We start from the raw sequence: 26621 nt of genomic DNA, 5'->3' as shown, positions 1-26621 counted from the left end.
GGGAAAGAACGGTCGCAGCCGCGCCATCTGTTCGTCGGTCAGCCAAAATAGATTGCTCATGATACCCCCTGAAAGTTTGGGGATTTGAAGCATGCGACCAATGCGATCTCAAGCCGATTAATGGGTCCTGAGCCTAGCGTGATTTGCCCCACCACCTGCGGGTGGCCCTGCCGCGCCACCACCACCGTGCGCGACGTACTCAGATGTTCCCGCCGGATATCCTCGCCCAGCGGCAGGAAAATATCTATCGCGGCGCTCAGTTCCCCGGCGGATAAATCCGCCTCGATCCGTCTGCGGTCCAATGGGACAGACGATACCATAACCCGCGGCGCAGCACTGTTCAGCAACCGCACCAAAGGCAGGAAAAAGCTAGCCTCCATCAGCGCCCGCATCCCGATGGAAAACTGCATTTCAGCAGTCAGCGGGTCAAACCCATCCAATTCGCCCAAGGTACGCTGGAACAGTTTCAGCGCCTCGCGCGTGGGGCCGATCATTCGGTCAGCCAATGGCGTCGGCACCAACCGCTGCCCATGCCGCACAAATAACGGATCGCCCACCCGGTCCCGCAACCGCCCCAACGCGTGCGAAATCGTGGGCTGGGTCAGATGCAGCACCTCGGCCGCGCGGGTCACGCCCCCTTGGGAATAGATCGCTTCAAACACGACAAACAGGTTCAGGTCGGTTCTGGATATATTCATTTTATCTATATCCCACCATTTTATAAATTCATTTTTTTATGCCGCCTGCCTGTGCCATCTGTCAACCGAAAGGGCAAAGCCGCAGCGCCCGCTGTTGCCACACCCGCCCCCGACATGCCCCTGACAGGAGACAGAGAATGGATTTCGCCTTTTCCGAACACAGCCTTGCCATGCAGGCCAAGCTGCGCAATTTCATGGAAGATCACGTCATCCCCCGCCACGCTCAGTACATGGCGGAACAGGGCAATGGCACCTATACCCTGTCCTTCATGGACGACCTGAAGGCGCTGGCCCGCTCCGAAGGGCTGTGGAATATGTTCCTGCCCGCGCTGCGTGACGACGAACCCGGCACCCGCATGTCTAATCTGGACTATGCCCCGCTGGCCGAAATCATGGGCCGTCTGCCCTGGGCGCCCGAGGTGTTCAACTGTTCCGCCCCCGATACCGGCAATATGGAAATCCTACATATGTTCGGCACCCCCGAACAGAAACAGAAATGGCTGATGCCATTGCTGAACGGTGAAATCCGGTCCTGTTTTTCGATGACGGAACCCGATGTCGCCTCCTCTGACGCGACGAATATCGAAACACTGATCCGCCGTGATGGTGACGAATATGTGATCAACGGGCGTAAATGGTTTTCAACCGGCGCAGCCTCGCCGCATTGCAAGCTGGCCATCGTGATGGGCAAAACTGATCCCAATGCCGAACGCCACCGCCAGCAAAGCATGATCCTTGTGCCGATGGATACACCCGGCATCACCATCACCCGCAACATCGCTGTGATGAACCACCTAAGCTACGAAAGCCATTGTGAAATCGTCTATCACAATGTCCGCGTCCCCGCGACCAACCTGCTGGGCGAGGAAGGCACAGGTTTTGCCATCGCACAGGCCCGTCTGGGGCCGGGGCGCATTCACCACATGATGCGGTCCATCGGGCAGGCCGAATTGGCATTTGAACTAATGGTCGAGCGGTCGCTGGAACGAAAAGCATTCGGGAAATACCTGCATGAACAGGGCGTCACACAGGAAAAAATCGCCCGCTCGCGCTGCGAAATCGAACAAGCCCGCCTGCTGGTGCTGAAAACCGCATGGATGATCGACAATGTCGGCGCCAAGGAAGCCCGCGATGAAATCGCCATGATCAAGGTACTGGTGCCGGAAATGCACGAACGCGTGGTGGATCGTGCGATTCAAATCTTTGGCGGCATGGGCGTCACCCCGGACACCCCCCTGCCCGATCTGTGGACGATGGCCCGCAGCTTGCGGTTGGCCGATGGCCCGGACGAGGTTCACCTGCGGGCCATTGGCCGCTCTGCGATCCGCAAGGCCCAAAAGGGTCCGATGAATTCGCATCGGTTCTATACCTTGCCGGATCGTGCCAGCGAAACCGACATCCGCGCGACACTCCCGCAGGCTTAAAGCACAGGATCGGACATTACGGGACTGGGCGCTTTTCCAATGCGCCCGGTCCCATCAATCACCGCCTACAGGATACCGGCCTCTTCCAACCGGGGTTTGTAGGTACGACTGACCGGGATCACGTCCCGATTGACCAAGCGCAGATAAATCCGCGCCCCATCGCGTTCCACAGCATCAATCGCATCCCGCGCCACCCAATGCGACCGATGAGCACAATAACCTTCGACCCCATCCATTTCGTCGATTGCATCGGCAAACCGCATCCGCAAGCTGTGGGTTTCATCGGGCAGCACCACCTCGACAAAGTGATCCTTGGCCGACAGCCGCAATACCGGCCCGGTCACACCATCCGGCAAGCGGCGCATCAGGCGCGGCTGGTCGGCGTTTTCGGGGGATGCCAGATCAGCCCCCGCCCCCGGCACATCCTCTGCGTCACCGGGTAACGCCAAAGCGCCCTGTTCTTCGTGCAGGAATGTGGCTTGTTCGTCGCGCAATATCCGGCGCATCACACGGGTAACGGTTCCGACCAACGCTACGAACAGCGCAATCATGCCCAGATCGGGGCTATACTCTGCAACATCCCCAAGCATGAAATTGGTCCAAAGCAGCACCATCGGCGAAAAGACCAAAACCATCCCGATGATACGCAGGATGTCAAACGCCCAGCGGCGACGATCCGGCACCACCAAGGCCACCAGTTCCGCGACCACCGCAGACACAGACAGCGCAAGCGCCACCATGACGCCCCAGTAAATGCCACGTTGCCCCAACCCCAAAACAGCCGAGGTATTGAATGGCCCCATTATGGTCGCTGCCACGGTAAACAGCATCCAGATCAACAGGCTCACCCGGCTAAGAAGGTTATGGGCCAACTGTTTGATTTTCGCAGTCATAGTTCCAAGGGCACAACACAGGACAGTTAAAAGCAATTAATAACAGACTGTTACACCGAACCCTGTGGGTGACGCAACAGCAAGCTTAGATTGAATATAAATCAACATGCGGCTACCTTGTTGAAAAAAGGAACCCCACATGACCCACCCCTTGTATGAACGCATCATTGGCAGCTTCAACCAACAGGCGATGATGCAAACATTTGGCGCGCGTTTGGCGCATGTCGGACAAGGCGAAACCGTGATCGAGGCCCCCATCCTGCCCGGATCACGCCAGCAACAAGGGCATGGTCATGCGGCTTTGACCTTTGCCATCGGGGATACAGCCGCGGGCTATGCGGCCCTGACCACCATGCCCGAGAATCACGAAGTTGTAACCGCCGAAATCAAAATCAACCTGCTGGCCCCCGCCCGCGGTGATCTGCTGATTGCGACCGGCAAGGTGATCAAACCCGGCAAGCGGCTGGTCATCGTCACATCCGAGGTGGTGGCCCGCACCGGCGATCAGGAAAAACTGGTGGCGATCTTACAAGGCACGATGGTGCCGGTGCCGCTTTGAGCCTGTAGGCCGCGCCCTATGCCAGCAATCCGGCGGCGTCGACCCCGGAACGGAAACTGCGGCTGACCGGGATGGTACACCCGTCCGCCATCAACAACGTCAGCCGCCCGCCAGCGCGGTTGACGTCTTGCACCTGCGCCGCCGCGATCCAATGCGAACGATGCACGCGCAGCCCTGCAAACCCCGCCAGTTCCATTTCCGCGTCCGACATCCGCATCAGGATTAACGCCTCTCCTGCGGTTGTTACGACATTCAGGTAATGATCCTGCGCCTCCAGCCGGATCAACGTACCGCGCTTATCGTGCGGCAGGCGCTGCTGGAATACAGCATCCGGGGCCGGGGTTTCAGCCTCGGCGGGAATGTCGGCATGGTTTGCGAGGGTGACATGCTTCATCAGCGCCACCATCCCTTCGACCGCCATAGCCACGACCCAGACGATCATCACCAACCAAAACAACCGCCCCCAGCCCGTCCAAGCCGGAAAAACCGCGCTGTTGATCCCGTGAATGACCGCCCCCAACACTGCGGCATAGCCCAACCGGGCCGCCACGCGCCAGACTATAGGCCAGTGACGCAACACCCAACGAAAACCGGCGTCGATCCCTACCGACACCCCGACTACCAGCGCCCAATAGGCCAACCGAGGCAGGAATGTCAGGCTGTCATAGGTTTCAAACGGTCCCGCCAGCGCGGCCAGCACTGTCAACACGACCCACACCACGACAGGCACGAAAAGCCACTGCCATTCACGAAGCGCCAATGCCTGTTGTTCCCCCAAACTCGTCACCCACGCATCCCCATTCTTCATTGACGAAAACCCGCTTTGTCTGCCGCCTACGCCATTTCATCAGGTTCTAACTGACCAAAACGGAGTTTCCCAGATGAACCTGATGCCACTATTACTGGCCCCTTTCGCAATAAAGCTTCATGCTTTCATCGCACTGGCCCTAGTTCCGCTATCTTCGTTCTGGGTGCATGAAATCCGACTGACCGGGGCCGGGTTGCCCGATCGGATCACACATGACGTATTGATGGCGGGCTGAAACATGGCGTTCTTTACCAATGCCCCGATTTGGGTGTGGCCGCTGCTTGTGCTGTTGCTGTTTGTCGGGCTGCGTGCCATACGTCCGCGCCGCGCGCCCATTGCCTTGTTCTATGCCCTGCCATTTCTGGGGTTGCTTGGGCTGCGCAGCCTGTTGGCCCTGCCCGCCCCCGGATGGGGATTGGCGCTTTGGGCGGTTCTGCTGCTGATCGGTGCCGCCGTGGGATACCGCCTGCAAGGCCGCTGGCTGATTGAACGGACCCGCAATACCGTGACCCTGCGCCCGGAGTGGCTGACGCTGATCGTTGTCATGATCCTGTTCTGGTCGAATTTTGTAACCGGCGTGATCCGGGCAATCGCCCCCGACTTGCTGACAGCACCGGGCTATATCGCAACGCTGGCCATTGTTTTGGGTCTATGTTCCGGCACGTTTCTGGGCCGGGCCATCCGGGTGGGCCATAGCTGAATTAAAACCGGGGGCGCATCCTGTGATCCGCCCCCAGTTCGATTGATCCGCGCTATCCCGCGAAACCGGTTCAGGCCGTCAGCCCCTCGGGTTCTGGCAGGCCATTGGCGCGGCAACAGGCGGTCACGGTGTTCGCCAGCAGGCAGGCAATCGTCATCGGCCCCACGCCACCGGGAACCGGGGTAATCGCGCCTGCCACCTGAACCGCGCTGTCGAAATCCACATCGCCCACAAGACGGGTTTTACCTTCGCCCTTTTCCGGGGCGTCGATGCGGTTGATGCCGACGTCAATCACAGTGGCCCCCGGCTTGATCCAATCGCCCGGCACCATCTGCGGGCGACCAACGGCGGCCACCACGATATCGGCGCGGCGCACCACCTCGGGCAAATCCTTGGTGCGGCTGTGGGCAATCGTCACGGTACAGCTATCACCCAGCAAAAGCTGCGCCATCGGTTTGCCCACGATATTGGACCGCCCGATCACAACCGCATCCATTCCCGACAGGCTGCCGTGATAATCGCGCAGCATCATCAGGCACCCCAGCGGCGTGCAAGGCACCATGCTTTTCTGCCCCGTCCCCAACAGACCCACGTTTGAGATATGGAACCCGTCCACATCCTTGGCCGGGTCAATCGCGTTGATCACCAGATCTTCGTTCAGATGCTTGGGCAGCGGCAATTGCACCAAAATGCCATGCACCGCCGGATCGGCGTTCAACTGCTGGATCAGCGCCAGCAAATCCTGCTCCGCAGTGTCGGCGGACAGTTTGTGCTCATAGGAATTCATCCCGGCCTCGACGGTCTGTTTTCCCTTGGACCGCACATAAACCTGACTGGCCGGGTCTTCGCCCACCAGCACCACGGCCAAACCCGGCGTGATTCCGTGATCCGCTTTCAGACGCGCCACATGGCCCGCCACCTTTTCGCGTACTGTTGCGGCAAAGGCTTTGCCGTCGATAATCTGTGCCGTCATGCGCCTGACCTTTCCACTTGTGGACCCGCATCCCGACAGGCCCGTTGCCACGCATTTACCTTTGGCGCTGGCTTTGGGCCAGCATCAGTTCTGGAAAATTCCCACCCTGCGGCGTTTTGAAGTTTCCAATCCGCAACGGGCCGCCGCAAAAGGCAACAATCGTGCGGAAAATCCCCCGCCAACCCGGCTGACCCGTATTTGGCGGGGGGGGTATCAGAACAGGCCTTCGATCTGGCCCAAGTCGTTCAGCATGATCTGTTCGGCACTGGGGTGGCGCGGCAGGCCCGGCATGGTCATGATTTCCCCGCAGATCACCACGACAAACCCGGCACCGGCGCTTAGCCGCACCTCGCGGACCGGCACGGAATGCCCGGTGGGCGCGCCCCGCAGGTTCGGATCGGTCGAAAAACTGTATTGCGTTTTCGCCATACAGATCGGCAGATTGCCATATCCGGCTTCTTCCCATTCGCGCAGTTGAGTACGGATTTTCTTGTCCGCCAGCACCTCGTCCGCGTGATAAATCCGCTTGGCGATGGTTTCAATTTTCTGAAACAGCGGCATGTCGTCGGGATATAGCGGCGCAAAATGCGACCAGCCGCCATCTGCCAGCTCTGCCACACGGGTTGCCAGCCCTTCGGTTCCTTCGCCGCCTTTTTCCCAATGCTGGCACAGGATCGCCTCGCTGCCTTGCTGGGCCACGTAATCCTTGACCGCCTGAACTTCGGCGTCAGTATCGGTGACAAAATGGTTGATCGCCACGACGACCGGAACGCCAAAGGATTTCACATTGGCAATGTGACGGCCAAGGTTCGGACACCCCCGAACCACGGCATCAACATTTTCGGCCCCCAGATCGGCCTTTGCAACGCCGCCGTTCATCTTCATCGCGCGGATCGTTGCCACGATCACCACCGCATCCGGCGCAATCCCGGCCTTGCGGCATTTGATGTTCATGAACTTTTCAGCGCCCAGATCAGCGCCAAAGCCCGCTTCCGTCACCACATAATCCGCCAGCTTCAGCGCCGTGGTGGTAGCGATGACCGAGTTACAGCCATGTGCGATATTGGCGAACGGACCACCATGCACAAAGGCCGGGTTATTTTCCAGCGTTTGCACCAGATTGGGTTGCATCGCATCCTTCAGCAGCACCGTCATGGCGCCATCCGCGTTCAGATCACGCGCATAGATCGGCGAACGATCACGGCGATAGGCCACAATGATGTCGCCCAGACGTTTTTGCAGGTCGTCCAGATTGCGGGACAGGCACAGGATCGCCATAACCTCGGATGCAACGGTGATGTCAAACCCGGTCTGGCGCGGAAACCCGTTGGCCACCCCACCCAGCGATGTCACCATATCGCGCAGGGCGCGGTCGTTCATGTCCATCACGCGCCGCCACGTCACGCGGCGTTCGTCGATTTCCAGTTCATTGCCCCAATAAATATGGTTGTCGATCATCGCCGACAGCAGGTTATGGGCGCTGGTGATGGCGTGAAAATCGCCGGTGAAATGCAGGTTCATTTCTTCCATCGGAACGACCTGCGCGTAACCGCCACCAGCGGCCCCGCCCTTCATCCCGAAACACGGGCCAAGGCTGGCTTCGCGGATACACACCGCCGCTTTCTTGCCGATCCGGTTCAGCCCGTCCACCAGCCCAACGGTGGTTGTCGTCTTCCCTTCGCCCGCTGGGGTCGGGTTGATGGCCGTCACAAGGATCAGCTTCCCGTTCGGGCGGTCTTGCACGGAGTTGATGAAATCCTGCGAAATCTTCGCCTTGTCGTGCCCATAGGGCAGCAAATGTTCCGAAGGGATTCCCAACCCCGCGCCGATCTTCTGTATCGGTTGCTTCTGCGCGGCGCGTGCAATTTCGATGTCGGATTTGTAACTCATATCCCCTCCCTCGGTCTGTACTCTATGACCCGCTATACCGCAGCCCGCCCGCGCAAAGGCTGGTAAATCCGACATTTCCCAGCGCAAAACGCCGTTTGCGCTCAGGCGCGGGCTGCGCCCAGATGCGGCCAGACGGGTTGATCCGGGATATGCAGCACCAGCGTATCCCCCACCTGAATCAGCCCCTCACGCTCGACCCAGGCCGTGACGCCGCGCTTGCCTTCGGCAGCAGGCTTAAACAGCTTGCCCGCGCCCGGCGCGTCCGCCTCGATCACGGGGGCGGGCAGCACACAGGGGCGGTTTTCCATGTCGATCACCAGCGTCGCACCGGACGGCGCCTGTAGCCGCGATGACGGCGGCACATAGGTGAAATCGGGAATGCCTTCGATGATCATCGACGCGCCCACCCATTCGGGCTGAAACTGATCCACGCCAATGTGCGCCGCCACCTGTGCCAGTTCTTCGGCTGACAAAATGGACAGTTGGCGCACGTTGCGGATTTCCGTATCGCGCGGGTGTTGCGATTTGACCCGCGAACACGATGGCCGCGTGGTGCCGCCATGTGCCTCGCCCGCGATCCCGGCCCATGTCAGCATGGCCTGTTCCAACGGTTGCGACCGCAGGGATGCGCCCCGGTCCGGCACATAGCCCAGATAAGTGACGGTGGCGCGGAATTGCGTGGGTTTCAAGGCGGGCATTGGGACACTCCTGTAAGATCGCACAAAGATCACTGGGCGAAGTTTTGCCCTGCCCCTGCGCCATGCTCAACCCATGTCTTTGTGATCTGCGGTATCACCCGCCGGAATGGCGATCAAACCGACAGGGTGAAAAACAAGCGGCGGAACGGAAACAGCGCCGACCCATCCGGACGCAGCGGATAGGCCCGTGTCATTTCCACCTCGTAGGCGGCAATCAATTCGGCCTGTTCCGCCGCGTTCAGCACGTTCAAAATCGGGCGGGCAAAGGTGGATTCCGTGAAATGCCGCACAGGATGCCCCTGCGCCACGGGGTCCAACCGTTGCATATATTCGGTTTCCCACACCGAAACCTGTCCCAGCGGCGACAGTAGATCGAAATAGGCAGGCGCAGCCAGAACACCCGGACCGCCATCTTCGGCAATCCGGCCCGGAAACAACCGCGCCGCCACGGACTGCCACGCCCGATGGGATGGCGCATCGTTCTGATGCGGCACCTGCACCGCCAGCATCCCGCCGGGGGTCAGCATCCCGGCCAGTCGCGGCAGCAGGCCGGGGTGATCCGGCAGCCAATGCAGCGCGGCGTTGGAATAGATCAGCGCGAACCGCTGTTCAGGGTGCCAATCTGCAATATCCGCCTGTTGCAGGGCGTCGTATGCCCCGATTTCTGCCGCCTTGCCCAACATCGCCGCTGAACTGTCCAGCCCCAGAAGATGCCGCCCCGCAAACCGTTCCCGCAGCACCGGGCCAACCGCCCCGGCCCCGCATCCCAGATCGCAGACAGGACCATCCGGCAACGTGCCCACCTGCGCCAACAGGTCCACCGCCGGGCGCAATCGCAGCCCGGAAAACCGTGCGTATTTGGCCGGGTTCCAATCCATCAGCCGTTCCCCTGTTCACAAGCCACAAAAAAAGGCCGGGACTGCCCCGGCCTTTTCGATCTGATTATGCGGTGGGTTCCGGCTCCATCCCGCCGTCATCCTTGGGTTTGGACTTCGGCTTGGTCTTCGGGATTGCCGTGACCGAAGCCGTCCCCCCAGAATCCGGCGTGTCGTGTTCGTCCGGGCCAGCCTGCGGGGGTTCGCCCCGGATCACCCGTTCGATTTCTTCGCCAGTTAGGGTTTCGTATTCCAGCAACCCTTGGGCCAGACGTTCCCATTCGTCCTTGCGTTCGGTCAGGATGCGCATCGCTTCGGTATAACCGTCCTGGATGAAGCGTTTCACTTCTTCCTCGATCATTTCCTTGGTGTGCGCCGAAACCGAGAAACCGGGCGTCTGCCCCGAATAGCCCTCGTGCGCTTCGGAATAGTCGATATTGCCCACCTTGTCGGACATACCCCAGCGCAGCACCATCGCCCGCGCCAGACTGGACGCCTGCTGAATATCGCCAGCCGGACCGTTGGACACGTCGTCCTCTCCGTATTTCAGGATTTCGGCGGCTTTCCCGGCCATCGTCATCGCCAGCTTTTGCTCGCATTCGGATTTGTGCCAGTTCAAACGGTCGATTTCCGGCAGGCTGACCACCATCCCCAGCGCACCACCGCGCGGGATGATCGTGGCCTTATACACCGGGTCACATTTCGGCAGCGCCAGACCAACGATGGCATGGCCTGCCTCGTGATAGGCGGTCTTTTCCTTCTGGTCCTGCGTCAGCACCATAGAACGCCGCTCGGCCCCCATCATGACCTTGTCCTTGGCGTTCTCGAAATCCTCCATCGTGACGAAACGACGGCCCACACGGGCGGCCATCAGCGCAGCTTCGTTCACAAGGTTCATCAGGTCCGCACCAGAAAATCCGGGGGTCCCGCGGGCAATGATCCGCAGGTCCACATCCGGCCCCAGCGGGGTTTTACGGGCATGAACGCCCAGAATTTTTTCACGGCCTTTGATGTCGGGGTTCGGCACCGTCACGGTCCGGTCAAACCGGCCCGGACGCAACAGCGCAGGGTCCAGAACGTCGCGGCGGTTGGTGGCGGCCAGAATGATCACGCCCTCGTTCGCCTCGAACCCGTCCATTTCCACAAGCAACTGGTTCAGGGTCTGTTCGCGTTCGTCGTTCCCGCCGCCATAACCAGCGCCACGCGCACGGCCCACGGCGTCAATCTCGTCGATGAAAACGATACAGGGCGCGTTTTTCTTGGCTTGTTCAAACATGTCACGGACACGCGATGCGCCCACACCCACGAACATTTCCACGAAATCCGAGCCAGAGATGGTGAAGAAAGGCACACCCGCCTCGCCTGCGATAGCACGCGCCAGCAGCGTTTTACCCGTCCCCGGAGGGCCAACCAGCAGCGCCCCTTTGGGGATTTTACCGCCCAGACGGCTGAATTTCTGCGGATTGCGCAGGAATTCGACGATTTCTTCCAGTTCTTCCTTGGCTTCGTCGATACCGGCCACATCGTCAAAGGTCACGCGACCCTGCTTTTCGGTCAGCAGCTTGGCCTTGGATTTACCAAAGCCCATCGCCCCGCCTTTGCCGCCGCCCTGCATCCGGTTCATGAAATAAATCCAGACACCGATCAGCAACAAGAAGGGCAGAAGGCTAAGGATAAAGGCCTGAAAGCCCGATTGTTCCTGACTTTCTGCCGTGACCGGCACGCCCTTGTCGATCAGCAGATCGGTCACTTTGGCGTCGTCGGGTTTAATGGTCACATAATCGCGCCCATCGGTGCTGCGATAGCGCACCTTTTCCCCGTCAAGGGTCACTTTACTGACCTTTTCATCCTGAACCGCCTGCACGAAATCCGAATACGGAATCGACTGGCTTTGCAGCGTCGAGCCGGAGCCGCTGAACAGGTTGAACAGGGCAAGGATCAGCAGGAACAGAACGACCCAGAAGGCGATATTTTTCGCGTTGCCCAAGGATAGTCTCCCAAAATTTCGGTTGGCCCTGCGCCTATCACAGCGACCACGGTGTTTAAATAGAGATCATGCACCCATCTTCAATGCGTTAAAAGCGCCGAATGGTAATCTGTGCGGCCCGGCGCCCAATCTATGTGCCATCCATCGGCCATGTCGCTGACCGGGGCGGCCAGCAGCCGCCCGTCCTGCCAGATCGCCGGGTCCGCCATCACCGCCGCCGCCGGACGGCCCATGTCGCGCCAATTCGGCAGCGCGTCTAATCCCACCTGTCCCAGCGCCGCGACATGCCCCCCCTCGGGTCCACTCAGGCAATAGCGCCGATCCCAAACCTGACCGGGGGCCGCCCGCATATCCGCCACAGCCGCATATTCCCGAAACAGGTACAGCGTGTCCTTGCGGTGGGTCATCCGGCCTCCATGCAATGTGGCTGGACGCAGCCCCTGCGCCGCGTCCAGCACATCCGCCACGGATTGACGGCGCGGGGCATAATCAGCGCCCGTCAGCCACTTCAACGTATGGACCATCACCCGGCGCTGTAGCTCTACCGGCAAGGCCAAAAACGCCGCCCGGTCAATCATCACATCCGGGCCGTTCATCCGCACATGTTGCAGGGCAAAGCCATGCGCGGCCCAGTTCAGCGCCTCTTGGGCCTGTGACAGGTTGTGTGCCACCGCCGACAATGCCCCCAGCGTGATCCCCAAATCGGACAGCCCGTCAAGCTGCTGACGCATCCGCACCCGGTCATAGCGCACATCGGTGTTAGACGGGTCTTCGACCCAACCCTGCCCCAGCGCCTGTAATTCATCGCGCAACGCTGCCCGCGATACCGACAACAAAGGCCGCATGAACCGCACATCGCCCATCCGACGATCCGCCATTGCAGACAGGCCATCCACCCCCGCCTGACGCGCCAGACGCATCAGAAAGGTTTCCGCCTGATCGTCACAGGTATGCGCCAGCGCCACCACGCCAATCCCCCGTGCCCCGGCCCAGTCTGCAATCAACCGATAGCGTGCCGCACGGGCCTGCGCCTGCAAATTCCCGCGCCCATCCCAGCCGCCCCAATGCAGGGTGTCATGCGCCACCCTCAACGCGGCACAAGTCTCGGCCACGAATGCCGCTTCCTGTGCGGCCTCGGGGCGCAAACCGTGATCCACCGTCACCGCCGCCAACCGGATGCCCCGATCCGCCGCCCAATCCCCCGCAATACGCAAAAGGGCGATGGAATCCCCACCGCCCGATACGGCCACCCCAAGGGCCGGTTCACTGAAATCCCGCATGGCAGCAGCAAAAGCCGCCCTCACCGTCACCCCTGGCATTGCAGCGCTCGGCGCCCTTCTTGCGCCTGCGGCACAAAGCCCGAGGTCGGGAACCGAACGCCAACTTCGGCCAAGGTCACGCAAGCTTCTTGGGTTTGCCCCAAGTTGCCCAGCGATTTACCCAGATGATACAGCGCCTCGGGGGCGTCCGGCCCCTGCGGGTCGCTGCTGAACGCATTCAGAAAGGACCGCGCCGCGCCAGCCTGTTCGCCGGTTGCGTCCAGAGCCTTGCCGCGCACCAGATGCGCCTGCGCTGTCAGCGGGCTGCCCGGATAGGCATCCAGAAACGCCTGCATTTTGGCCGCAGCCCCAGCAGTATCGCCATCCGCGAATGCCTTTTGCGCGGCCTCGAAATCGGCGCGTTCACCCACGGCAAGCTGCGCATCACCGTTTGCGTCGGCAGGCCGGGTATCGGGCGCGGGGCCAGTGCTGCCCTGATCCCCGCCCAAGGTGGTCGTCTGGCCCAGTTTGGACACATCGCCGCCTTCCAGTTCGACCAGACGGAATTCCAGATCACCGATCCGGTTGGTGCCATCGCGCACAATCTGGTTAATCCGAAATTCCAACTGTTCCGTCTTGGCGGTCAGATGTTGCATCTGCGCTTCGATCGCATCGACCCGCGACAGAACAGACCCGCCGCTGCCGCCCGTTGGTGCGCCTGTGGTGCTAAGTTCCCGCTTCAGGCGCTGAATATCGACATACAGAACCGATAATTCCTGACGAATATCGGCCAGCGTCTGTGTACGGTCCTGCGCCAGCCCCCGCCCCGGCAGGGCGGGCAGCAGTGAAACAGCGATAACAGCGGCGAAAACCCAGCGCATCACGATCCCCTTAGCTGTTGTAATCGGCCGCGATGACCGTCACCGCCCGCCGGTTTTTGGCATAGCAGGCTTCCTGACTGCAAATTTCAATCGGGCGTTCCTTGCCATAGCTGACCACTTTCAGCCGCGATGGCGAAACCCCCTGCTGGATCAGATATTCCTGAACCGCATTGGCCCGGCGCGCCCCCAGTGCAAGGTTATATTCCCGCGTGCCTTGTTCATCGGCGTGGCCTTCGATGATCGCTGTGTAATCCGAATTCGTCATCAACCACTGCGCCTGACCATCCAGCGTGATCTGCGCATCGCTGCCCAGATTGGACTGATCCACGGCAAACAACACCCGATCACCGACCGATTGCTGGAAATACAGCGGCGAGGTCGGATCGCTGGCCGACCCCGGCCCACCGGCACCACCGCCAAGGTTGACTTCATTCCCCTGAAAACGATCAGGGTTGGAACAGGCTGCAAGGGCAAGGACCGAAGTCAGCAGAACGGCCCGCGTCAGATGTTTCATGGAATTGTCCTACTCGATTTGCGTATTTTCTTTGGTTGTACCATATCGCGCCCCGTCTGGGAACGCAGATGCCGATTTCAGTCCTGCAACGGGGACCATGCCGGATCGGATGCCCCGCTGATGGTCTTCACCCGTTTCAGGTTCCGCCCTGTGATGTCGACGGTATAGAGGCTGGCCGATCCGTTCGCGCCCTGACTTTCACGGGTGAACATGATCACGCGGCCATTCGGGGACCATGTCGGCCCTTCGTCCAGAAACGAGGCGGTCAGCAGCCGTTCCTCGGACCCGTCGGTGCGCATCACGCCAATGTGGAACCGGCCCTTGGATTGCTTGGTAAAGGCCACCAGATCACCACGCGGCGACCAAACCGGAGTGCCATAACGCCCCTGCCCGAAACTGATCCGCTGCGGCTCTCCGCCGTCCGCGCTCATGATGTACAATTGCTGGGTGCCGCTGCGGTCGCTTTCAAACACGATCCGGCGGCCATCGGGGCTAAAGCTGGGCGCGGTTTCAATCGACGGCGCACTGGTCAACCGCTGCGACCGGCCTGTGCCGATGTCCATCTTATAGATGTCGGTATTGCCGCCCTGCGTCAGCGAATAGACCACCGCCCGGCCATCCGGGCTGAAACGCGGCGCAAAGCTCATCGTTCCGGCCTGCTGCTCCAGCACGCGGCGGCCCACGCTGGCTACATCCAGAACATAAATCTGCGGGAACCCGGTTTCATAGCTGGTGTACAAAATCCGGTCCCCGGTGGGCGAAAACCGCGGTGCCAGCACGATGCTGGAACTGTCGGTCAAATATTGCACGTTCGCCCCGTCATAATCCATGATCGCCAAACGCTTCTTGCGGTCATCCTTGGGGCCGGTTTCCGACACGAACACCACCCGGCTGTCAAAATACGCGCCTTCGCCGGTGATCCGGCTATAGACCGCATCGGCGACCTTATGGGCCATCCGCCGCCAGCCATCCTGCGTTCCGGCGAATTGCAGACCATTGCCCAGCTCTTGCCCGGCGAACACGTCATAGACCCGGAATTTCACCACCAGACGCCCACCCGATTGCAGGCTGACCGCCCCGGTTATCAGCGCCTGCGCATTAATCGCCTTCCAGTCGGCAAATTCCACTGGCGACGAAAAGCTGGTGATCTTGCTGATATGCGCACTGGCCGGAATATCGCGGAACAATCCGGTGCCGCTCAGATCTTCGGCCACCACACGGGCCAGATCCCGCGCCACTGTCCCCGCAGCCGCGTTTTCAGCGACGAAATCGGGTACGGCATAGGGCAGCGGTTCAATCACCCCTTCGGTGATTTCAATCCGCAGTGGTGCCGCCGCCAATGGCTGCCCCCCAAGCAAACAAAAAAAGACGGACAGGAGGGTCAGAAAGCGTTTCATCATTTGATCCTCATTTTCTCCGGGTTGAATGTCATTTCAATATCGCGCCACTGCGCATACTTATCTTTCGGCAAATTAAAGCCACTGGCCCCACAGCGAATAATCGCGCGGCGCGCCGCCTCGAAGGCCTGCCGGGCCGAATCCGACGTGCCCCCCGAACTGGATACCATACGAATCGATCCTGCATCGGGCCGCCCTTCCTCGGACAGGCGCACCGCGACAATAACAGTCGTCCGCAACGCATCCGAGGACAAAGACCCTGTATTCCAGCACCGTTGCACAGAAACCCGTAACGCGTCTTTTTCCCCGGCAGTCAGCGGCGGACCGGCAGGGGCCGCAGGCGTATCGGCGGGGGCCGGTTTGTCCGCACCACCAGCCGCTTCGGCAACCGCCTTTTCAATGGCGGATTGCAAATCATCCTTTTCCGCCGGTTTCTCGGCCCGTTTTGCAGGGGCCGCCGGGCGGGTTTTGGGGCGCAGGGACGACACCGGCGCACGGGCTGGTTCATCCTCGGCTTCGGTCACGATCTCTTTGGCGGCCTCTTCGGGGGCCGTGGCATCCGCCTCTTCCTTCTGCACCTCGCCCGCGTCGTCCTTGCGCACCTCTTCGCGGACCACGTCATCCGGTTTGGATTCCGGCGCGGGCTGGGCGACAGGTTCGGGGGCCACGCGCGGCGCAGGGCGCGGTTTGGGGCGCACCGATTCTTTGGGGGCCAGCACGACATCCTCTTGGGGGGGCGGTGCGATTTCCGGCGGCGTGTCCTGTACCTCGGTCGGTTCGGGTGGCAACACCTTGGCCACGTCCGGGCTATCGTCACGCGGCTGTGTATCCTGCACCGGCTCTGGCTGCTCGGGGCGAGGGACAGGCTGCGGCTCTGGCTCGGTCACGGGCTGCACCGGCTCGGGGTCTGTCACGTCCACTGGCTTCGGCGGCTGCGGGGCTTCGCTTTCGGTTTCCGGCGGCTGCTGCATCCCCACGATGCGTTCGTATTCCTCGGGCGATACCACGGCCACCTCTGTCACCTCGAACGGCTCTGGGGCCGGTGCGAATACATCGCCCAGCAACAGCCAGCCGATCAGCCCGATATGGCCAATCCCCGAGATATACTGCCCCGTATTCATCTGCGGCTCAGTTTCCCTGTCCCGCCTGCCCCGCGCCATCCAGCTTGGGGCCGCCTGTATCCGTCACCAGACCAATGTTGCTGAACCCACCCCGGTTCAGCGCCCCCATGACCTGCACCACGGTTTCATAAGGCACGGCCCCATCCGCCCGCAGGAACACGCGGTCGCCTTCGCGTTCGGCGGCAATCGCCCGCAAACGGTTCACCAGATCGTCCAGCGGTACTTCGGTTTTCTGGATCATCACCACACCTTCGGCGGTGATGGTCACGGCCAGCGGCTCTTCTTGTTCGGACGGCAGCGCGTTCGCGGCAGTCTTTGGCAGTTCCACCGGCACCCCCACCGTCATCAACGGGGCCGCCACCATGAAAATGATCAGCAACACCAGCATCACGTCCACAAAAGGCGTGACGTTGATTTCCGACATGGGCCGCGCCCCGCCACGGCGATGACGGCGGCGGCGTCCGCCACCCCCGCCCTTTTGCATCACACCCGCCCCCATTTAGCTGTCCAACTGACGGCTAAGGATGGTGGCAAATTCATCAGCAAAGGCTTCGTAGCCCGCGATGATACGATCACTGTCGGCGCTCAGCTTGTTATAGAAGATCACCGCCGGAATAGCCGCCAACAGGCCCAGCCCGGTCGCCAGCAGCGCCTCGGCGATCCCCGGCGCAACAACGGCCAGATTGGTGTTCTGCTGTTCCGCGATATTGATAAACGCGTGCATGATGCCCCAGACCGTTCCGAACAGCCCGACAAACGGGGCCGTGGACCCGACTGTTGCCAAGACCGGCAATCCGCCTTGCAGCTTTTCCGCTTCTTTGGCGATAGCGACATCCATAGACCGATCAATCCGCGCGGATGCCCCGGCAATCAGCCCGCCATCATTGCGATGTGACCGTCGCCATTCAATCATTCCCGCCGCGAAAATCCGCTGCGAACTGCCATCAGGTTCCGGGCCGATCTGGTCAAACAATTCGTCCAGCGGCTCCCCTGACCAGAAGGCGCGGTCAAACCGCTGCGCCTCGCGCCGAGCGGCGCGATAGGTGATGGTTTTCTGTACAATAATCGACCAAGACCAGAACGAGGCGACGATCAACATAATCATCACCAGCTTCACAGTCAGGGTTGCACGGGCAAAAAGCGCCCACATAGAGAAATCAATCTCCTGCGCCAGTGCCAGGGTTTCTGTTTCCATAAGCCTGCTCTTTGTTTCGGCCCGTTTCTGTCGTGGACCTGAGTTACAGGCGAAAATAGCCGACTTTTAAGGGGAAAGCCAACACATTGGCGTCATCTGGGAAACAGAACTCCAGTTTGCCGCGTGTTTTAGTGAATTAGCTGGCGGATATTTGCCGGCATTCGCGTGGGATGGCCGGTATCTGTCATCATCACGACAGTGACCATCGCATGAAACAGCACATCCTCGCCCAGCTTCACCCGCTGCTCCAGAATCCAGCGGACCCCGGTAAGCTGAGTCGTCTCTGTCTCGACCGTCAGCAAATCATCCAGCCGCGCGGGGGCCAGATAATCCGCCTGGACCCGGCGAACCACGAACACCAGCCCGTTTTCCTTCAGTTCGCGTTGGTCGATCCCCAGTTCACGCACCCATTCGCTGCGGGCGCGTTCGATATAGCGCAGGTAATTGGCATAATAGACGATCCCGGCCATATCCGTATCCTCGTAATAGACCCGGATATTCATCTTATGCATGTTCATGTCGCTCTCCGCTGTGTGGTTGGGCGCAGACTAGGCGCGGCACCTACCCCGTGCAACCCGTCACGGGACCAAGGGATAGCTGGCCAGCGTTTCATATAGCGGCCCATCCTGATGCAGGGTGGACCGGATCAGGCTGAACTGTGCCGCCACATCCCCCACCGCCTGCAAATCCCCATTCTGGGATAACCATGCCGCAATCCGGTGCGGGGCATAATCCAGCATCCGGCGCGGAAACCGCACCAGCGTGACATGCGGCTTGAACCGACGGCGCGGCAGGTCGATCCCAGCCATACGCGCGGCCTGTGCCACCTTATCATGTAGCAGGGTCAATTCGGGGGTGTTCTGGATCAAGGCCACCAGCGCGGCGGGGTGATTGCCGCCAAACACTTCGACCCCACTTATCGCCAGACGCACCGCAGGCGCGCGAATGGCGGACAGGTAAGCGTGCAACCGCTCGGCCATTTGTGGGGGCTGATCGTCCAGAAAGGTCAGGGTCAGATGCAGGTTTTCATCCGGCACCATGCGCCCGACGCCCAGATCGTCCTGTATGTCGCCCAACACCTGCCGCAACCCCAAAGGCAGGTCCAGCGACACGAACAGCCGCATCAGCCCGCCTGCACCCGTGCGAACAACCGCAAAGCGTGGCTTTTGTCCCCGGCCACGCGCGGCATCACCGGGTCATACCCCGCCCGGATGACATCCGCGATGTCGGGCCGCAGGATCGTCACCCCGCCCGCCACCGCCAGCGGCGACACTTCGGCAAAGGCGCGGTCGCCCCAGATCACCATCACCTGCACCACCTGACTAAGCGCCAAAACTTCGGCGGGCATTTTCGACAGTTCCGCATCCATCCGCAGAAACACAAACGCCGCCTGAATCGCCCCGTCATTCTCGAACCGAAACGCCCGATATTGGTTTGCATCCGCCGCCGTCAGCCGTGCCACCAACGCGGCAAGGTCCGGGATCAAACAATCCAGATCAGGCACCGCCAACAGCTCGTCCCAGTCACGGAAGAAAAAGAACATCAGGTTCACGCCCAGTTCCGGGTCAGTTTCGGCCATCTGATGCCCTGCCATGCCCACAACGGCTTCGATCGCGCCCTTCACTGTTTCCAGCGTCTTATCTTCGACCCCGAACACAATCGGCACGATGGGCCGCCCCCACCGGGCAAAGCCATAGGTGCCATCGGCACGGGTAAACAGGGCTTCGATCTGGGCCGGGGTCATGCGCACTCCTTCATGGGGACACGCCCCTTCTGGTTCTTTCTTGGTCCAAATATCCAAATCCCGACCTGACCACCAGCGGATCGGCCAGCGGATTTGTATGACAGGTCAGCCAAACAAATCCGACTGCCCCGGTGCCTTGGGCGCATCCAGCCCCAGATGCCGCCATGCCTTCGCGGCCAGCATCCGCCCGCGTGGCGTGCGCTGGATCAGCCCTTGTTGCAGCAGGAAGGGTTCGATCACCTCCTCCAGCGCATCACGGCTTTCTGACAGCGCGGCGCTCATGGTTTCGATCCCGACCGGGCCGCCACCATAGTTTTCCGCAATCAGGCGCAGATACCTCCGGTCAGCCCCATCCAGCCCCAGATGATCCACCCCCAGCCGAGTCAGCGCGTGATCCGCAATCGCCTGCGTCACCCGCCCGTTGCCTTCGACCACGGCGAAATCCACCACCCGGCGCAGCAGCCGCCCGGCAATCCGGGGCGTTCCACGGGATCGTTTGGCAATCTCGCGCGCGCCTTCGGGATCGGCCGGGGCACCCAACAGGCGGGCGTTGCGGGTGACGATCTCGTTCAGTTCGTCCACGGTGTAGAATTGCAACCGCGTGGGAATGCCGAACCGATCCCGCAAGGGCGTGGTCAGCAATCCCAGCCGCGTCGTCGCCCCCACCAGCGTGAAGGGCTGCAATTCGATCCGCACCGTCCGCGCCGCCGGACCTTCGCCGATCACAAGGTCCAGTTCGTAATCTTCCAGCGCGGGATACAACACTTCTTCGACCGCCGGGTTCAGGCGGTGGATTTCATCAATGAACAGCACATCCCGCGCTTCCAGATTGGTCAGGATCGCCGCCAGATCGCCCGCCTTGGCCAGAACCGGGCCGCTGGTCATGCGGAAATTCACGCCCAGTTCCCGCGCCATGATCTGCGCCAGCGTGGTTTTTCCCAGCCCCGGCGGGCCGTGAAACAGCGTGTGATCCATCGCTTCGCCCCGCTGGCGGGCGGACTGGATGAATACCTTCAGGTTGGCGCGGGCTTCGGCCTGACCGATAAATTCATCCAACGCCTGCGGGCGCAGGGCGCGGTCGTTATCTTCGGGCAGCGGATCGGGCCGCAAGGCAGGTTCGGGCGTTGTCATGGCTTAGCCTTTCGGTGCCAGCAGTTTCAGCGCCGCCCGGATCAACGCCGCTGTATCGGCCTGCGGATCATCCTGCGCCGATTGAGCCACGGCACTGGCGGCCTCGGACGGGGAATATCCCAGATTAGACAGGGCTGACAGCGCATCAGATTGCGCAGCGGCGCTGTTGTTGGGGGCCGCTTGCACGGGCTTGGGTTTTGATTTGGGCGCGGGGCCGTCATCCAGCACCGCGTCATCCGGCTGTGCCGCAACCGCACCCGCCGCTTGCGCCAATGTCCCCCCCAAGGCCATAACCGCCGGGGCCTTGTCTTTCAGTTCAATCACCACGCGCTGCGCGGTTTTCGGGCCGATCCCCTTGGCCGCCTTGATGGCGGCAATGTCACCCAGCGTAATCGCACGGCTGACCCCTTCGGCCCCAAGCGTGCCCAGAATGGCCAGTGACGCCTTGGCCCCGATGCCCTGCACCCCCATCAGCAGACGGTGCCATTCCTTTTCCAGCAATGTCGGAAACCCGAACAACTGCATCAGGTCTTCGCGCACCAACATATCGGTATAAAGCGACACCGGCTCTCCGTTTCGGGGCAGGCTGGCAAGGGTCCGGTCCGAACAATACACGATATACCCCACGCCGCGCACGTCGATCAGAACGTGATCTTCGCCGCGATAGTCCAATATACCTGTCAGCTTGCCGATCATGCCGCCCCCTTTACCCGCAGCGTCGCACCGGGCGCACGCACATAATGGGCATGGCATATCGCAATCGCCAGCGCATCCGCCGCATCCGGCCCGTTAATCACCACGCCGGGCAATTGCATTTTAACCATGTGATCCACCTGAACCTTGGCCGCATGGCCTACGCCGACCACGGTTTTCTTTACCTTATTGGGGGCATATTCCCCGATGGGTATCCCCGCCTGTGCCGGAACCAGCAGCGCGATCCCCCGCGCCTGCCCCAGTTTCAGCGTGCCAACCGCGTCCTTGTTCACAAAGGCCTGCTCGACAGCCGCCGTATCCGGGGCAAATCGGGCGACAATATCGGTCAGTTGGTCATGCAGGGATAACAGACGCTCCGCCAGCTCCACCCCTTCGGAATGGCAAATTCCGTTCGCAATATGGCTGAGTCGGCTGCCCTGCGCTTCAATCACACCCCATCCCATATTGCGCAGACCGGGGTCGATTCCCAAAACCCGCATCTGTATCCCCTGCTCTGTTGCTTTTTACCCCAGTAGCACAAAACGCGAACACATGCCAAGCTGAATGACCGTCACGGGATCGTTCACATGAAAACGACATTTCGACGACACAGAACGTCATATCTGATCGTCTACAGCCCCCGAAACTGACGTTTTAGCCCTTATTTTCATGGATCGCCGCAGCGCAGAAAGCCATGCACAAACCGCATAGGGACTATGCAAAATGCCCCGATTGTGCGGAATATTTTTGCATCTTATGTGCGGCTCAGAAATTGCAACCCACCCTGAAACTTTAGGAACCTGATATGGCTGTCTTTGCAAACACCCGCACCCAGTATCAGGCTGGCAGCGCTGCCAGCCGTATTGCCACCACATTTGCCTTGATCGTGAATGCTGTTGTCTCGTGGAACGACGTACGCGCAACCCGCGCCGCACTGTCGCGCCTGACCGACCGTGAACTGGATGATATTGGCCTGTCACGTGGCGATATCGAATGGATTGCCCGCCGCTAAGCGGAACCGCCTTCGGACATGAAAACAGCCGCCTTCGATGAATTCGAGGCGGCTGTTTTGCTTTTGAAGGGATATTGCGAGAGAGAAAGTGTAGAGAGAGAAGAGGAACCGCCCCCGCTTAGCGGATAAGGGGGCGCAATTTCGCAGCCAATTCCAAGGACACGCGATCTGTCTGCATGAACCACGCACCGGCCTGTTCAATGGTTGCCCCATCCTGAAGCACCGAAACACGATCCTGATAGGTCTGGACACCCAGATAGGCAATCAACAACGCCTTGAACCCGATAAAGCCCACAACCAAAAAAATGGCACCTTTTACGGGAAAGCCCCGACGGCTGGATTTGGGACGAGCAACAATCAGACCGTCGCGATCCACGGTCAGCTTATAGCCCCGCTTCATGCGTGTGCGCGTGGTTTCGATACGCCGCAAACGGTCGTCGAACTGGTCAAACATGTCAGCCATTGGCAGACTCCTGTGCTGGCCCCCACCAGCGACAAGGATATTACTACAAATGAATTGTGGCGAAAATGGGGCAAGCGCCTCAATCTCGCTACAATTCAGCCTTGAAATGACTTCATTTCTGCAAGGTCAGGGTGGTCCATTCACCAATCTCTTCGCGATTGATAAGATTGATGCCATTCCGTGCATAAACCTCGATCACTTCGTCGGCCTGTTCGTTCAGAATCCCCGACAGAATCGCATAGCCGCCTTCGGTCAGATAGGCCGCCATATCCGGGGCAAGGTCGATCAGCGGTCCTTTCAGGATATTGGCAAAGACCAGATCGAACGGCGCCTTGGCCTTGATTTCGGGGTTTTCAAAACCGGCCGCTTCCAGACAGACTACCCGGCCCTCCAGATCGTTCACCCGCACATTGGCTTCGGCAACGTCAACCGCGACCTCGTCAATATCACTGGCCAGAACCGGGTTCGGCCAAATCCGGGCCGCGCCCATCGCCAGCACCGCCGTTCCACAGCCCACGTCGATGACGTTTTTGCAAACCTTGCCGTTATTCGCCAGACGGTCCAGCGCACGCAAACATCCCTGCGTGGTGCCGTGATGTCCGGTGCCAAAGGCCATTGCCGCTTCGATCAGCAGCGCTTCGGCCCCTTCGGGGACTTTATCGGCGTCATGGCTGCCATAGACAAAGAACCGACCAGCCGACACCGGGGTCAGTTCGCGCTTTACCTTGGCGACCCAATCGGTTTCCGGCAATTCCGACACGGTAAAGGGTTTCGCCCCATAGGCCACGGCCAGCAGCGCCAGACCGGCCTGATCGGGTGCTTCGGTGAAATATCCGCCGACCTCCCACAGGCCTGAACCGTCCTCGATCTCGAACACGCCAATGCCGGTGGGTTCGGGGATCAGATCTTCCATCGCCAGCCCCAGCGCCTCGGCAGGGTCTTTTCCGGGAAGGGTGGTCAGGGCGGTAAAGGTGGGCATGGCGCTCTCCGAGGCTAAAGGCTGTTGCCCCTAGCGCCTAAGCGCCTTCCCCCGCGCGGTCAAGCGGCAGGACGCTTTTGGCCGTGTCCGGGGCGGGGTTCGATCCCTTTTCCCGCTTTGACAAAGCGCCAACCGACCCAGCCCGCAACCAGCCCAACCAAGGTATTCGCCAGGGCCTGCGCCATCACAACCCCAGCCGCGCCAAACCCTGCGCCCATGACAAAGGCAAGCGGCCCCATCAGCAGGCCATCGCGGGTCCAGTTTACCACGGTCGCCCACAACGGACGCCCCAGATTGTTGAACGCGGTATTGGACACGAACAGCGCCCCGGTGAATACGAAACTGCCCGCCGCATACATGGAAAAGACATGCACGATCTGCGCGCCTTCGCCGCTGAGGCCAAAAACATTGGCAACCTGATCCGCGAATAATGCCAACAAGACCCAAGCAACCCCGGTATACACCGCGCAGAATTTGATCGCATCCATATAGGCCCCGGACACACGATCCTTTAGCCCAGCCCCGGCGTTTTGCCCGATGATACCGCCAATCGCCCCGGACAGCGCAAAGATGCCACCAAAGGACAGGATCGTCAGCCGCATCACCACACCCAGCCCGGCCACGGCGCTGTCACCGTGTTCGGCCATCGCCCGCACCAGCACCCAATTCCCGAATGGCGTGGAAATCTGCGTGGCAATCGCCGGGACAGCAATCACCGCAAAAGGCTTCAGATACAGCGCCATATCCGGCAGCGCCGGGCGGGTCAGCATTTTATGGGTGCGCAGCAGCCAATACAGCCCCACCGCCGTCATCGCCGCGCGGGAAATCACGATCACCGCCGCCGCCCCTTCGACGCCCCAGCCCATAGACAGGATGAACAGCGGGTCCAGCACCACGGCAACCAACCCGGCTGAACTTGTCACCAGCATAGACCGCAACGCATCCCCCAGCGCCCGCAAAATCGCGCCAGCCATCATACCCGCGGCAATCATCGGCAAGGAGGGCAGTGAAATTTGCAGGAAAGATGCTGCGACCTCCAGCACCTCGCCCTCGGCCCCGGACAGGCGCAGCAACGGATAGCGGAACACATAGACCAGCGCCGCGATCACCACCTGCGCCCCGATGCCGTATATCATGGCCGAAGTCGCAATGCGCCGCGCCCGCTGCACCTTGCCCATGCCCAGCGTCCGGCTGACCAGCGCCACCGCGCCAATCATCATCCCGATGGAAATCGACACGACGAAAAACTGCAATGTCCCGGCAAATCCAATCGCGGCAATCAGCGCCTCGTCCTTCAGGCGGCTGACCCAGAACAGGGCCAGAAAATCCACCAGAAACATGAAGCTAAGCCCCAACGACCCCGACAGGGTCATCACCACGACATGCCGCATGGTGGACCCGGTGGTGAATTTCGCGCGGTTTGTCATGGTTTATTCCGCCGGTGCCGGGGCAAAGCGCGAAAATATGGTTTCATTTCCCGGCTCTGGGTGGCGCGGGATCATCAGGGCCAGCGTCAGCGATATACCCGCCATGCCCGCCGCCAGAAAAAACACCGCCCCCGGCGACACCAGCCACAGATAGCCCAGCAACGCGGGCAGGAACACCGCCGCAATATGGTTGATGGTAAAGGCAACCGCAGCAGTGGGGGCAATATCGCCCGGATCGGCGATTTTCTGGAAATAGGTTTTCAACGCCAAAGCCAAGGCAAAGAACATATGGTCGATCACATATAGCGCCGAAGCCAGCAAAACGCCCCAGCCGAACCAGTAGATCCCGCCATACAACAGGAACACCGTCACCAGCCCGACATATTCAAAGGCCAGCGCCCGGCGTTCGCCAAACCGCGCGACGATTTTCCCAAAGACGGGGGCCAGCACCATGTTGGCCACCAAATTGATCAGATATAGGCCCGTGACCTCATGCACTTCGAACCCGAAGCGTTCGACCATCATGAACCCGGCAAAGACCGTGAAAATCTGCCGCCGCGCACCCGCCATGAATTGCAGCGCGTAATACAGCCAGTACCGGCGGCGCAGGATGAATTTCTTGACCTGTGGATTGGGGGATTCGAACTGCGGATAGGCCAGTAAGCAAAACAGCGCAATCACCGCAGTGACACCACCCGCCAGCATATAAACCGTATTATAGGTCAGCCCCAGGGTATCCCAGCTTAGCACGATCAGGCCATAGGCCACCAAGGTCGCCGCCGACCCCGCCGCCAGCAACCAGCCCAGAATTTGCGGCGCGCGATCCTTGGGCAGCCATTGCAGTTGCAGTGACTGGTTCACCGTTTCGTAATAGTGAAACCCGATAGAGCTGAGCATCGTAATCGTCAAAATCCCGCCCAAGGACGGGAACCACGCCGTCATCGCCGTGGCCACCCCCAACAAAATCAGCGACACCAGACCCAGCACTTGTTCGCGGATCACCATAATCAGGGCAATCACCCCAATAGCGAAAAAGCCCGGAATTTCCCGCACCGTATGCAGCCAACCGATGTCCGAACCATCGAAATTCGCCACTTCGATCACGAAATTATTCAGCAGCGCCGACCAAGTGGCAAAGGCCACAGGCATGGCCGCAGCCATCAGAAACAACAATGTGGTGGGGCGGCGCCAGACCGGCAAATGGCGGGCCTGATCCAAGGGGGTCACGCGTATCATAAAAATTCTTTACGCCCGTTTCTATCCTTTGGCGAGGCAGAATCCCCATCCCCTGTGTGCGCCT

General features: G+C 60.5%; 30 protein-coding genes. 5 read left to right on the top strand and 25 right to left on the bottom strand.

Features of this window, described 5'->3' with window-relative positions; genetic code table 11:
• Positions 1 to 56 precede the first annotated feature (56 nt).
• A complete protein-coding gene (locus FN828_RS14370; RefSeq protein WP_142494168.1) occupies positions 57 to 698 on the bottom strand; it encodes a LysR family transcriptional regulator in 642 nt (213 codons plus the stop codon).
• A 137-nt stretch (positions 699 to 835) separates the two neighbouring features.
• Between FN828_RS14370 and FN828_RS14365 the strand changes: the two genes are divergently transcribed.
• Positions 836 to 2122, top strand: a complete 1287-nt coding sequence (locus FN828_RS14365) for an acyl-CoA dehydrogenase family protein (protein WP_142494167.1) — start codon at positions 836 to 838, stop codon at positions 2120 to 2122.
• A gap of 65 nt (positions 2123 to 2187) precedes the next feature.
• Here FN828_RS14365 and FN828_RS14360 read toward each other — a convergent pair whose 3' ends face one another.
• Entirely contained in the window at positions 2188 to 3015 is an 828-nt protein-coding gene (locus FN828_RS14360; RefSeq protein WP_142494166.1) for a LytTR family DNA-binding domain-containing protein, read from the bottom strand.
• A gap of 139 nt (positions 3016 to 3154) precedes the next feature.
• On the opposite strand from FN828_RS14360, the gene FN828_RS14355 reads away from it, so the two are divergent.
• Positions 3155 to 3574 (top strand): PaaI family thioesterase, encoded by a 420-nt coding sequence (locus FN828_RS14355; protein ID WP_142494165.1) that lies wholly within the window; start codon positions 3155 to 3157, stop codon positions 3572 to 3574.
• A gap of 16 nt (positions 3575 to 3590) precedes the next feature.
• Here FN828_RS14355 and FN828_RS14350 read toward each other — a convergent pair whose 3' ends face one another.
• Positions 3591 to 4361 (bottom strand): LytTR family DNA-binding domain-containing protein, encoded by a 771-nt coding sequence (locus tag FN828_RS14350; RefSeq protein WP_185959027.1) that lies wholly within the window; start codon positions 4359 to 4361, stop codon positions 3591 to 3593.
• Positions 4362 to 4455: 94 nt separating this feature from the next.
• On the opposite strand from FN828_RS14350, the gene FN828_RS20575 reads away from it, so the two are divergent.
• Both FN828_RS20575 and FN828_RS14345 read left to right on the top strand, forming a co-directional pair.
• Positions 4456 to 4617: a hypothetical protein gene (locus tag FN828_RS20575; protein WP_185959026.1), complete on the top strand. Its 162-nt coding sequence runs from the start codon at positions 4456 to 4458 to the stop codon at positions 4615 to 4617.
• A 3-nt stretch (positions 4618 to 4620) separates the two neighbouring features.
• On the top strand, positions 4621 to 5082 hold the full coding sequence (locus FN828_RS14345) for a hypothetical protein (RefSeq protein ID WP_142494163.1): 462 nt from the start codon (positions 4621 to 4623) through the stop codon (positions 5080 to 5082).
• A 70-nt stretch (positions 5083 to 5152) separates the two neighbouring features.
• Here the strand turns inward: FN828_RS14345 and folD are convergent, their stop codons facing one another.
• The 18 genes from folD to ruvC form a co-directional block, all read right to left on the bottom strand.
• Positions 5153 to 6055 carry a bifunctional methylenetetrahydrofolate dehydrogenase/methenyltetrahydrofolate cyclohydrolase FolD gene (gene folD, locus FN828_RS14340; RefSeq protein ID WP_142494162.1) on the bottom strand — a complete coding sequence of 301 codons (903 nt, stop codon included), beginning with the start codon at positions 6053 to 6055 and terminating at the stop codon, positions 5153 to 5155.
• Positions 6056 to 6268: 213 nt separating this feature from the next.
• On the bottom strand, positions 6269 to 7945 hold the full coding sequence (locus tag FN828_RS14335; RefSeq protein WP_142494161.1) for a formate--tetrahydrofolate ligase: 1677 nt from the start codon (positions 7943 to 7945) through the stop codon (positions 6269 to 6271).
• A gap of 101 nt (positions 7946 to 8046) precedes the next feature.
• Positions 8047 to 8643: an MOSC domain-containing protein gene (locus tag FN828_RS14330; protein ID WP_142494160.1), complete on the bottom strand. Its 597-nt coding sequence runs from the start codon at positions 8641 to 8643 to the stop codon at positions 8047 to 8049.
• A gap of 113 nt (positions 8644 to 8756) precedes the next feature.
• Complete coding sequence (locus FN828_RS14325) at positions 8757 to 9521, bottom strand: methyltransferase domain-containing protein (RefSeq protein WP_142494159.1); 765 nt, start codon at positions 9519 to 9521, stop codon at positions 8757 to 8759.
• 64 nt (positions 9522 to 9585) lie between these two features.
• The gene (ftsH, locus tag FN828_RS14320; RefSeq protein ID WP_142494158.1) at positions 9586 to 11505 is read right to left on the bottom strand and encodes an ATP-dependent zinc metalloprotease FtsH; all 1920 of its coding nucleotides are present in this window, start codon (positions 11503 to 11505) and stop codon (positions 9586 to 9588) included.
• An 80-nt stretch (positions 11506 to 11585) separates the two neighbouring features.
• On the bottom strand, positions 11586 to 12809 hold the full coding sequence (tilS, locus tag FN828_RS14315; protein ID WP_185959025.1) for a tRNA lysidine(34) synthetase TilS: 1224 nt from the start codon (positions 12807 to 12809) through the stop codon (positions 11586 to 11588).
• A gap of 2 nt (positions 12810 to 12811) precedes the next feature.
• The gene (gene ybgF, locus FN828_RS14310; RefSeq protein ID WP_142494156.1) at positions 12812 to 13645 is read right to left on the bottom strand and encodes a tol-pal system protein YbgF; all 834 of its coding nucleotides are present in this window, start codon (positions 13643 to 13645) and stop codon (positions 12812 to 12814) included.
• Between the two features lie 10 nt (positions 13646 to 13655).
• Complete coding sequence (gene pal, locus FN828_RS14305; protein ID WP_142494155.1) at positions 13656 to 14159, bottom strand: peptidoglycan-associated lipoprotein Pal; 504 nt, start codon at positions 14157 to 14159, stop codon at positions 13656 to 13658.
• 77 nt (positions 14160 to 14236) lie between these two features.
• Positions 14237 to 15556 carry a Tol-Pal system beta propeller repeat protein TolB gene (tolB, locus tag FN828_RS14300; protein ID WP_408033809.1) on the bottom strand — a complete coding sequence of 440 codons (1320 nt, stop codon included), beginning with the start codon at positions 15554 to 15556 and terminating at the stop codon, positions 14237 to 14239.
• Positions 15556 to 16677: an energy transducer TonB gene (locus tag FN828_RS14295; RefSeq protein WP_142494153.1), complete on the bottom strand. Its 1122-nt coding sequence runs from the start codon at positions 16675 to 16677 to the stop codon at positions 15556 to 15558. Before FN828_RS14295 ends, tolB begins: the two co-directional genes overlap by 1 nt.
• A 7-nt stretch (positions 16678 to 16684) precedes the next feature.
• Positions 16685 to 17176 (bottom strand): protein TolR, encoded by a 492-nt coding sequence (gene tolR / locus FN828_RS14290; RefSeq protein WP_142494152.1) that lies wholly within the window; start codon positions 17174 to 17176, stop codon positions 16685 to 16687.
• Complete coding sequence (gene tolQ / locus FN828_RS14285; protein ID WP_142494151.1) at positions 17177 to 17872, bottom strand: protein TolQ; 696 nt, start codon at positions 17870 to 17872, stop codon at positions 17177 to 17179.
• 128 nt (positions 17873 to 18000) lie between these two features.
• Positions 18001 to 18384: a tol-pal system-associated acyl-CoA thioesterase gene (gene ybgC / locus FN828_RS14280; RefSeq protein ID WP_142494172.1), complete on the bottom strand. Its 384-nt coding sequence runs from the start codon at positions 18382 to 18384 to the stop codon at positions 18001 to 18003.
• 66 nt (positions 18385 to 18450) lie between these two features.
• Positions 18451 to 18996 (bottom strand): RNA 2',3'-cyclic phosphodiesterase, encoded by a 546-nt coding sequence (thpR, locus tag FN828_RS14275; RefSeq protein WP_142494150.1) that lies wholly within the window; start codon positions 18994 to 18996, stop codon positions 18451 to 18453.
• Entirely contained in the window at positions 18996 to 19616 is a 621-nt protein-coding gene (locus tag FN828_RS14270) for a hypothetical protein (protein WP_142494149.1), read from the bottom strand. The genes thpR and FN828_RS14270 overlap by 1 nt, the downstream gene beginning before the upstream one ends.
• Before the next feature lie 105 nt (positions 19617 to 19721).
• Entirely contained in the window at positions 19722 to 20747 is a 1026-nt protein-coding gene (gene ruvB, locus FN828_RS14265) for a Holliday junction branch migration DNA helicase RuvB (protein WP_142494148.1), read from the bottom strand.
• A 3-nt stretch (positions 20748 to 20750) separates the two neighbouring features.
• On the bottom strand, positions 20751 to 21443 hold the full coding sequence (gene ruvA, locus FN828_RS14260; RefSeq protein ID WP_142494147.1) for a Holliday junction branch migration protein RuvA: 693 nt from the start codon (positions 21441 to 21443) through the stop codon (positions 20751 to 20753).
• Entirely contained in the window at positions 21440 to 21940 is a 501-nt protein-coding gene (gene ruvC / locus FN828_RS14255; RefSeq protein ID WP_142494146.1) for a crossover junction endodeoxyribonuclease RuvC, read from the bottom strand. Before ruvC ends, ruvA begins: the two co-directional genes overlap by 4 nt.
• A 305-nt stretch (positions 21941 to 22245) precedes the next feature.
• Here ruvC and FN828_RS14250 point away from each other — a divergent pair, with 305 nt between their 5' ends.
• On the top strand, positions 22246 to 22452 hold the full coding sequence (locus tag FN828_RS14250; protein WP_142494145.1) for a DUF1127 domain-containing protein: 207 nt from the start codon (positions 22246 to 22248) through the stop codon (positions 22450 to 22452).
• Positions 22453 to 22570: 118 nt separating this feature from the next.
• On the opposite strand, the gene FN828_RS14245 is transcribed toward FN828_RS14250, so the two are convergent.
• The 4 genes from FN828_RS14245 to FN828_RS14230 form a co-directional block, all read right to left on the bottom strand.
• Entirely contained in the window at positions 22571 to 22915 is a 345-nt protein-coding gene (locus tag FN828_RS14245; protein ID WP_142494144.1) for a hypothetical protein, read from the bottom strand.
• A 112-nt stretch (positions 22916 to 23027) separates the two neighbouring features.
• On the bottom strand, positions 23028 to 23894 hold the full coding sequence (locus tag FN828_RS14240) for a 50S ribosomal protein L11 methyltransferase (protein ID WP_142494143.1): 867 nt from the start codon (positions 23892 to 23894) through the stop codon (positions 23028 to 23030).
• A gap of 59 nt (positions 23895 to 23953) precedes the next feature.
• On the bottom strand, positions 23954 to 25321 hold the full coding sequence (locus FN828_RS14235) for an MATE family efflux transporter (RefSeq protein ID WP_142494142.1): 1368 nt from the start codon (positions 25319 to 25321) through the stop codon (positions 23954 to 23956).
• A gap of 3 nt (positions 25322 to 25324) precedes the next feature.
• Positions 25325 to 26557, bottom strand: coding sequence for an MFS transporter (locus FN828_RS14230; protein ID WP_142494141.1), 1233 nt, complete (start codon positions 26555 to 26557; stop codon positions 25325 to 25327).
• Positions 26558 to 26621 lie beyond the last annotated feature (64 nt).

The sequence above is a fragment of the Thalassovita litoralis genome (assembly GCF_900182725.1).
Taxonomy (GTDB): domain Bacteria; phylum Pseudomonadota; class Alphaproteobacteria; order Rhodobacterales; family Rhodobacteraceae; genus Thalassobius; species Thalassobius litoralis.
Note: the sequence above shows the minus strand (reverse complement) of the source record. Positions and strands in the feature narration are given on the sequence as shown.